The sequence below is a fragment of the Actinomadura sp. SCN-SB genome, from assembly GCF_043906805.1.
Lineage (GTDB): Bacteria > Actinomycetota > Actinomycetes > Streptosporangiales > Streptosporangiaceae > Spirillospora.
This window is the reverse complement of the sequence record NZ_JBIMPP010000127.1, coordinates 1-7,597: the sequence shown is the minus strand read 5'-3', so window position 1 is coordinate 7,597 and position 7,597 is coordinate 1. Positions and strand designations below refer to the sequence as shown.

At 69.4% G+C, this 7,597-nt stretch carries 10 protein-coding genes; all 10 read right to left on the bottom strand.

The genetic code is table 11. The features are described 5' to 3' along the window. The coding region (locus ACGWYJ_RS38240) for a hypothetical protein (RefSeq protein ID WP_395111529.1) at positions 1–450 on the bottom strand (450 nt) is incomplete at its 3' end. Beyond that, positions 447–938, bottom strand: a complete 492-nt coding sequence (locus ACGWYJ_RS38235) for a pilus assembly protein TadG-related protein (RefSeq protein WP_395111527.1) — start codon at positions 936–938, stop codon at positions 447–449. The genes ACGWYJ_RS38240 and ACGWYJ_RS38235, both read right to left, overlap by 4 nt. 3 nt (positions 939–941) lie before the next feature. After that, on the bottom strand, positions 942–1,385 hold the full coding sequence (locus ACGWYJ_RS38230) for a TadE/TadG family type IV pilus assembly protein (RefSeq protein ID WP_395111525.1): 444 nt from the start codon (positions 1,383–1,385) through the stop codon (positions 942–944). Then, positions 1,382–1,780, bottom strand: a complete 399-nt coding sequence (locus tag ACGWYJ_RS38225) for a hypothetical protein (RefSeq protein ID WP_395111524.1) — start codon at positions 1,778–1,780, stop codon at positions 1,382–1,384. Before ACGWYJ_RS38225 ends, ACGWYJ_RS38230 begins: the two co-directional genes overlap by 4 nt. 2 nt (positions 1,781–1,782) lie before the next feature. Continuing rightward, positions 1,783–1,986: a hypothetical protein gene (locus ACGWYJ_RS38220; protein ID WP_395111522.1), complete on the bottom strand. Its 204-nt coding sequence runs from the start codon at positions 1,984–1,986 to the stop codon at positions 1,783–1,785. Between the two features lie 64 nt (positions 1,987–2,050). Then, a complete protein-coding gene (locus ACGWYJ_RS38215; RefSeq protein WP_395111520.1) occupies positions 2,051–2,944 on the bottom strand; it encodes a hypothetical protein in 894 nt (297 codons plus the stop codon). Continuing rightward, positions 2,941–3,825 (bottom strand): type II secretion system F family protein, encoded by an 885-nt coding sequence (locus ACGWYJ_RS38210; protein WP_395111519.1) that lies wholly within the window; start codon positions 3,823–3,825, stop codon positions 2,941–2,943. The genes ACGWYJ_RS38215 and ACGWYJ_RS38210 overlap by 4 nt, the downstream gene beginning before the upstream one ends. Further along, positions 3,825–5,222, bottom strand: coding sequence for a CpaF family protein (locus ACGWYJ_RS38205; protein WP_395111518.1), 1,398 nt, complete (start codon positions 5,220–5,222; stop codon positions 3,825–3,827). The genes ACGWYJ_RS38210 and ACGWYJ_RS38205 overlap by 1 nt, the downstream gene beginning before the upstream one ends. Beyond that, positions 5,219–5,968, bottom strand: a complete 750-nt coding sequence (locus ACGWYJ_RS38200) for a hypothetical protein (protein WP_395111516.1) — start codon at positions 5,966–5,968, stop codon at positions 5,219–5,221. The genes ACGWYJ_RS38205 and ACGWYJ_RS38200 overlap by 4 nt, the downstream gene beginning before the upstream one ends. Positions 5,969–6,013: 45 nt before the next feature. Further along, on the bottom strand, positions 6,014–6,613 hold the full coding sequence (locus ACGWYJ_RS38195; RefSeq protein WP_395111515.1) for an SAF domain-containing protein: 600 nt from the start codon (positions 6,611–6,613) through the stop codon (positions 6,014–6,016). Between the last annotated feature and the right edge of the window lie 984 nt (positions 6,614–7,597).

Below are 7,597 nucleotides of genomic sequence, written 5' to 3'. Positions count from 1 at the left end.
GTTGACCGAGTAGGGCGGTGCCTTCTGCTCTGCATCCGCCGTAGCGACTGCGGCGTGAGCGGTGTGCGGTTCGACGGTGTGGGTGAGGGCGGCGCCGGTGGTGAAGATGAGCGCGGTCATGGTGATCAGGTCGCGCGCCACATGCTGGGCGGGGCGTACGGATGTGGGGAGCTTCAGGCTGCCGCCTGTGAGAAGGCCGATGGTTTCGGTGCCGATGAGGATGACGAACAGGACCCAGCCTCCCCAGCCGATCAGGCGGATGACGCCGAGGAACACCGAGTGGTCGTGATCGGGCTGCATCAGGGTGACGCGGATTTCCTCCCAGTCTGGTAGCCGGTCGGGAATGGGGGAGCCGCTCACCACGTACAGGGCGATGGGCGCACCGACGAGTAGGAAAGCCAAGGTGGCGAGCGCGCCCAGGCCACGGCAGATGTCGACAAGGCGAGTCATGGCTGCTGCGGTCCTTCCGCTTCGGTGGTGAGATCCGCGGTGGCGGTGCCGTGGGCGGTGAGGGTGGGGATGCCGATCAGGTGTACGAAGAGGGCGGGGCGGGTGATGGTGACCCGTACCTGGATCGAGCGTGGCCCGGTGGCGGTTACCGAGCCGGTGTGCCCGCTGGCCCGCAGGTGGCTGTGGGCCGCTCGGACGGCGTGGGCACGGTCGACCGTGTAGCGGCCGTGGGCGTAGGCGCGGTAGAGGTCGACTTGGCCGGCGCCTGCTCGGGCGGCTTCCTGTGCGGCGGCGTAGGCGTCGTGGCGGGCTTGGAGTTTGTGTCCGAAGTCGACCACAGCGCCAAAGAACACCACCACGACCAGGGTGATGATGACGGCGAAGATGCTCAGGCTGCCCCGCTCAGCAGGCGAGATAGGTGCTCCGTCGCCATCACCAGGCCTGTGGCCAGGACTTGGACAGCGTGAATGGGGACTGCGCGGCGGCATCAATTAGCGCACCTCCCGGTACGGGTCGATCGGTGAGAGCCTTTCGCGGGTGACGGTGCGGGAGCCGGGGAGGCCGGGCAGGCCGAGGTCGGTGAGTTGGATGTGGCAGGTCACGCGTGCGGTGACGGTGGCGTCCTGGCCGGTGGGGCGGCGGAAGCCCGCCAGGTCGAGCTGGATGTTGGGCGTGCAGTGCAGGCCGCGGTTGCGCAGTGTGGCCATGGCGCTGGTGGTGGCGTCGGCTTGGGCTTGGGTCGCGGTGCGGGCGATGGAGGCTTGGCGGGCGGCGTCGGCGGCGGCTTGGGCAACGACGGCGGCGCCGTGCTGGATGCGCATCGCGACCAGGAGCCCGGCCAGGAACAGGATGAACAACGGCGCAAGGATGGCCGCCTCAACGACCGCGTTCCCCGCATCCTTGGGAGCAGGGTGTGGGCGCAGTTGGCGGGTCATGGCTGGTGTGGGGTGGTGAAGCGTTCCCGTGCTCCCCGAACCGCCCGCTCAACACGGAACCGCACACCGGGCAGGAGCGAGGGGGCGCTTCCGGTCACGCGGACGGTGATCGCGTCTCCGCCGGTCACGCTGACGGTTGGGGTTTGGAGGACGGGTTCGTGGTGGGCGAATCCGGTGGCGGCCTGGTGGCCTGCGGCGTGGGTGCCGTGCCGGGCGCGGGCCACGCGCAGTCCCTCCTCGGCGGCGCCCAGCGCGACGTCTTGGGCGACGGAGACCAGGACGGCCTGGGCCAGGGCGAGGAAGAGCACGCCGATGGCCGGGAACACGACGGCGATCGAGACCGCCGCCGAACCCTCGTCCTTCTTCCGTCGCCGTGGTGTTGCGTGCGCTTTCACGGTTATCCGGGGATCTTGCCGATCCAGCTTTGGACCTTGCCGGACACGGCGAGGTAGATGGTGAAGGCGAGCCCAGCGAACCCGGCGACCAGAATGATCGTCTCAACGACGCTGGAACCCCGGTCGTGCCTGGTGCGAGCCTGTTCGCGCAGCCGGTCGAGGTGGCGATGCCCATATTCGGCGATCAGGACCGCCGCAGCGTTCATGTACTTCATGACGTCCCCCTGTTGATGGCGTTCTTGGTGGTTGGGCGGTGGTCGTCCGCTGGGGTCAGCCGGATCCCATGAGCTTGGAGAAGAACGGGAAGCCGACGAGGATGACAAAGCCGAGCATGAGCAGGGAGGTGGGGACCCACATGGTGGTGGTGCGGGTGTTGGCTTCGGCGCGTGCGGCGGCGGAGGCCTCGCGGCGCATGGAGGAGATCTTCGCGACCAAGACGTCGTGCATCTTGGCGCCCTCGCTGCCGGCGATCTCGGCGGTGTGGGCCAGGTCGATCAGGTCCCGCACGCCGATGTCCTCCCCCAGCCGTGCCAGCGCGGCCCAGGGCTGCTGCTGGGCGTGACGGGCGCGGGTGAGGGCTTGGTGGATGCGCTCGAACGCCCACCCGTCGGTGAGCTTGGCTGGCTCTTCGAGGGCGGCGTTGAGCGCTGAGCCTGCTTCGCGTTCGAGGATGACCAGTTGCAGGTAGGCGGTGAAGGCGTACCGGAAGTCCTTGCGGTGTTCGCGGGCTTGGGAGCGCACGTTCCAGTCCGGCACGAACGCCAGGACCAGGGCCAGCCCCACGCCGAGGATGACCGGCACGGCCAGAGGCGGACTGCCGCCGGTCAGGGCGACGAGGGCGAAGAACACCTGGGGTGTGATGAGCCCGGTGATGAACAGGGCCAGTTTGTCGAGCATGAACCGCTCGACCGGCCGGTTGAGCAGGGCCAGGTCGGCGCGGGGAATGGCCAGCATCCCGGCGGGGCGGGCCAGGTGCTCGACCAGCCATTTTCCAACCCGCTCACCAGTTGGGCTCGAGGATGACGAGGTGGGCGCGCCGAGTGGGGTGGACTGGATCCGGGCCAGTGCCGCATCCAGCCGTGGTGGAGCAGGCCGCAGCTCGCGGAACACGATGAGCAACCCGAGCGCGCCCAGCATTCCCGCGATGGCTGCGAGCCCGATCACGAGGCCGCTCCCTGATCTCCTACGAGGGCAGTGGAACGGGTATGCAAGAAGCGGCTGCCGGTGGACAGGGCCGAGAGCCGCTTCATCCAGATCAGGCCGAGGGCGTAGATGGCGGCGACCACGCCGAGGACGACCTGCCCGAGTGGTGTGCCGTACGGGTCGGCGAGGGTCTGGGAGGCGGCGAACAGGGCGCTGAGGACGCCAACCGAGATCACGATGACCAGGAGGGTGGTGCGCAGGCTGGCGCGTTCGGCTTCGACGTCGCGGCGGACGAGGACTTCGTGTTCGACGGCGTCGGCGAGGAGGGCGAGGGCTTGGCGGGTGCCGGGGCCGCGGCGTTTGGCAGCCAGGATGAGCGCTGCGGCGATCAGGTCGCCAACCGGGTCGTCCAGGTCGTCGGCGAAGGCCCGCAGCGCGGGCTCGGTGGGGGCGTGGTTGTTGAGCCGGTCGGCCAGCATCGCCACCGGTGCGCGGATGGGGGCGGGGGCGATGCGGGCGCTGTCGGCCAGGGCCTGTTCCAGTCCGCGGCTGGCGCCCATCATCTCGGCCAGACGGCGGGCCCATTGCGCCATCGCCTCCAGCTTGGCGATCTGCCGGGACGGCGCCCGCCCCGACAGCATCGGCGGCAGCGCGTACACCGCCGCGCCCACGGCGAGGGCGGCCACCGGCCAGCGCAGCACCAGCAACACCCCCAGCGCAGCCACGCAAGCGGCCAGCAACCGCTTCCGTCGCGCCGGGTGCGTCATCGTCCGCAGCGTCTTGCCGAATCGGGTCGGCGGACGCACCGGCGAGGCCTGTGCCTCCACGTCGGTCAGGCCTGCAAGGGCTAGGAGGAGTGCTCCGGCGGCACAGGCACCAGCGCACGCGGCCAGCAGCATCATCACGTCCACCCCCGCCCGCTCGGGACGGCATCGTCACCCGTAAGGAGGGCGGGATCGAACCCGTGTGCTTGAAGGTCCTCTAGCAGCGCAGCGCTGATGTGACCGCCCGCAGGCGTGCCCGGCCCTTCCGAAGCGGGAATGAAGATGTGGTTGCGGGTGGGTTCGGCGGAGTCTGCGGGCGGGCCCACTTCCATCACCTCGGTGACGTACCGCGCGTTGCGTTCGGTGTCGCGTTCGATGTGGACGATGAGGGGTTCGGCCATGCCGAACATCAGGTGCAGGTCCTCGGGGCTCAGGCCGAGGTCGGCGCGGCGGCCCAGCTGCACGACCCGGTTGAACACGTGCTCGGGGCGATGCACGTGCAGGGTGCACATCGAGCCGCGGGCGCCGCTGTACATCACCTCCAGCATCGGCGCCAGCTCACCCTGACGGGCCTCGCCCACGATCACCCGGTCCGGGTTCAGCCGCAGACAGGCCGGGACCAAGTCCTGGAGACGGACCAGGCCAGCGCCCTCGGCGTTGGCCTGCCGCGCTTCGAGCGCCACCACGTCATGGTGGCGGTGGGCGAGCTTGGGGTCGTCCAGGAACAGCTCGAAGTCGCTCTCCAGCGTGATGATCCGCTGCTCGGGCGGGATCTCGTTGGCCAGCGCCCGCACCAGGGTGGTCTTGCCGGAGTTGACCTCGCCGCACACGATGATGTTGCGCCGCGCCAGGATCGCCGCCCGCAGGAACCCCTCCAACGCTTCGGTGAGCGTGCCGAGCTCGGTGAGCTGGGCGAGGGTGACATCGACCAGCCGGTGCACCCGGATCGCCAGATGCGGGCGCCGCGACACCCAGTGCACCACCGCAAGCCGCACCCCATCCGAGAGGGCGACGTCCAGCAGCGGGCTGGCGTGGGAGAACTCCCGCCCGGTGTTCCCGCGGCGTGCGAGCAGCTGGATCCATTCGACCAGGCGCTCGTCGTTCTCGGCCACGGGCGGGCCGGGCATCTTGGTTCCGTCGGTGTAGGTGATCCAGGTCTGATCGCAGCCGTTGACCACGATGTTCTCCACATCGGACCGCTCCAGGAACGGCTGCAACGCCCCCAGCCCGAACCGGTGATCCAACACCGCCTGCACCAGCCGCCGCTGCACGGCCGCGGACGGGGCCAGACGCCCGGAGGTCATCTGATCGTGCATCCACCGGCGGACCTCGGCCTCGATCAACTCCCGCGCCCGCTGACGGTCCACACCGTCGTTGAGCACGTCCACCAGGTTCTGGGAGATCTCCCGGATCACCGCCCAATCGGGGCCAGCTTCGCCGTCCAGCAAGGCCTCGCCCTTGTCCTCGGTTCGTGGCCGCGGAGGGCGGGCGAAGCTCGACGGGGAGAGTGGATCCCCCCATCCAATCGTGCTCACCGGCCGCTCCCCGCGGTGAGCGCTGACCGGGCTTGTTCGACCTGGTCGGCTACCTCGGCAGCTGCCTGCCGTACACGCCGCCCAAGGGTCTCCAGATCGCGCATCAGCAACGAGGTCTTGAACGTCAACCGTGGTGCCGTTCCATCGGAGAGCACTCGCGCCTCCGGGACCGAATACGCCAGCTCGGTGAACACGGGGACATCCAGGACCCGCTCCACTTCCGCAGCGGTGTAGACGCCGTCATCGACGATGCACAGTCCGATCTGCGCGCCCTCGCCAACCACGGTGCGCAGCACGTCCAGACGCGGACGTGCGGCATCCACCTGGGCCAGCGTCGGCCGGAGCACCATCACCACCACATCGGCGGCTTCCAAGACGGCCACCGGAGTTTCGGCACCACCAACCCGCCCCAGGTCGGCGATCACATCCCCGTCCCAGGCCAGAAACGCCCTCACCACCCCCCGCCATGCGGGAGCGAGCTGTCGCGCGTGCCGAGGATCATGAATGCCGTACAGCAACCGTGCGTCACCCGACTCGGTGAGCGGCAGCGTGTACTCCTCCAGCTCATCCTTCGCGTCTGGGGTGTTCTGCAAGGCCATCGCCAGTCCGAGAAGCCCGGGCCCGGGAGGCCGGCGAAGACGCTCGGCCATGAACCCTGACAGCACCCGCCGCCCGGCCGGGTCGCACTCGGCCAGCAGTACCCGGCCCGGCCACGTCAACGACAACCCCAACGCCGACGTCGTCACGCCAGGAGACCCACCGGCAGAGATGACGCAGTACAGGGCCACGGCTCATCCCCTCCGCGCCGTCACGACCAACGCCACGCCACCAGCAGCGAGCTGCCGTGCGATCACCGCGCTGTCGCCCTCAGTCACCAGCAACGACACCGACACGGTGCCCTCGGTGGTCGGTTCACCCACGTGATCCACGACCGCAGCCACATCCGACGGACCGGCCTCCTGCGCGGGCGTACCGCCCCGGCCGCCGTCCTGCCCCTGTGCGCTACCGGGAGCAGCGGGCGTGGCTCCTGCCGTGGTGCCAGGGGTGAAGATCACGCGAACCTGCCAACCGGGCGCCAACCCGTGTGGGACCTCTGCGGCTTTCAACGGAACGGTGACTAGCGCCTGCCCCGGCCCGGGGCTGGCTTGCCCGCTGACCTCCGACGCGGCCAGCAGCGTTCCCTTACGCAGACCGACTGCGGCGCGCTGCCCCACTACCTCGGCAAGTTGATGCGCAGGGATCGTCAGCACAGTCGAGTCCACAGCGACCCGTGCCGTGGACAGATCGGTGCGGGAGATCTGCTGCCCGACCGGCACGTCCCTCGCGACCACCACCACCGGCACCCGCCGATCGAAGCTATGGATGAAGTACACGTTCGTCAGCGCCGCCACGGCCATCAAGACCGCGCCGCCTGCCAACCAGGCCGGACGACGCTGTCGGGCCAACCGCCCCTGCACCTGCCACCGCCGTTCCCGACCCTCCTTCTGGGGAGTCCTGGGCTTGGGCAGCGTCCTGCTCGTCGATCCCATCACCTAGTCCGTTCTCACCTGTACAAGCCCTGTGCCTCGACGACCCGCACCGGGAAACTCGTCGACCTGGCCAGCGATGGGAGTGCACCACCAGTCCCGCCCGAGCCGGTCCAAGTGCCGCCCCACACCACCGTCACTCGCACCCGGTAAGACCCATTCGGCAACCCCAACGACGATCGCCCGAACCGGTAGGAGCACTGCGGACGCTGCGCCTCCACGGGCCGCGAGGGGTCAAAGGCATTGCCCGGTCCTGCACACCGCACGGAGGGCTGCCCGCCACCCGGATCGATCACCACGCTCTGCGGCCGGGCAACGATCTCGATCCACGAACCGCCCGCCTGAGCACGATCGGTCAGCGTCTGCCAGTTGGACACCCAGAACCAATGCGGTAGTCCCACCAACCCTGGAGCCCCGCGCGGTGGGGCCGTCCCCACCTCCGGAAGGGGGATCGGCAACCTACGCCACTGCGCCAACGCCACCGACTGGGCAGAAGGCCCCGGACCTGACGGCCGATACGGGAAACACACCCGGATCGCGATCTCCCCAGGCCGGCAGATCACATCCCCGTGCACCTCGTAGAACTTCGCCGGGATGCCGACAGCCGAGGACTCGGAGGACTGCGGGACGCCCGGCGTCTTGTGTCCCGGGACGCCATACCCGTAGCCGCCCAGTTCGGCTCTGGGAGGTAGCGGCTTCGGCTCCTGGGCCAGTGCCGATGGCGTGGGTGAACCGAGGGTGAGCCCGCCGAGGAGGGCGGCGGAGACAAGGTGCTTCACCTTCGGCAGCCTTTGCCTGGGTACATATATGTACTGACACGCCACTGGCCGTCGGAGCTCTTCTTCAGGG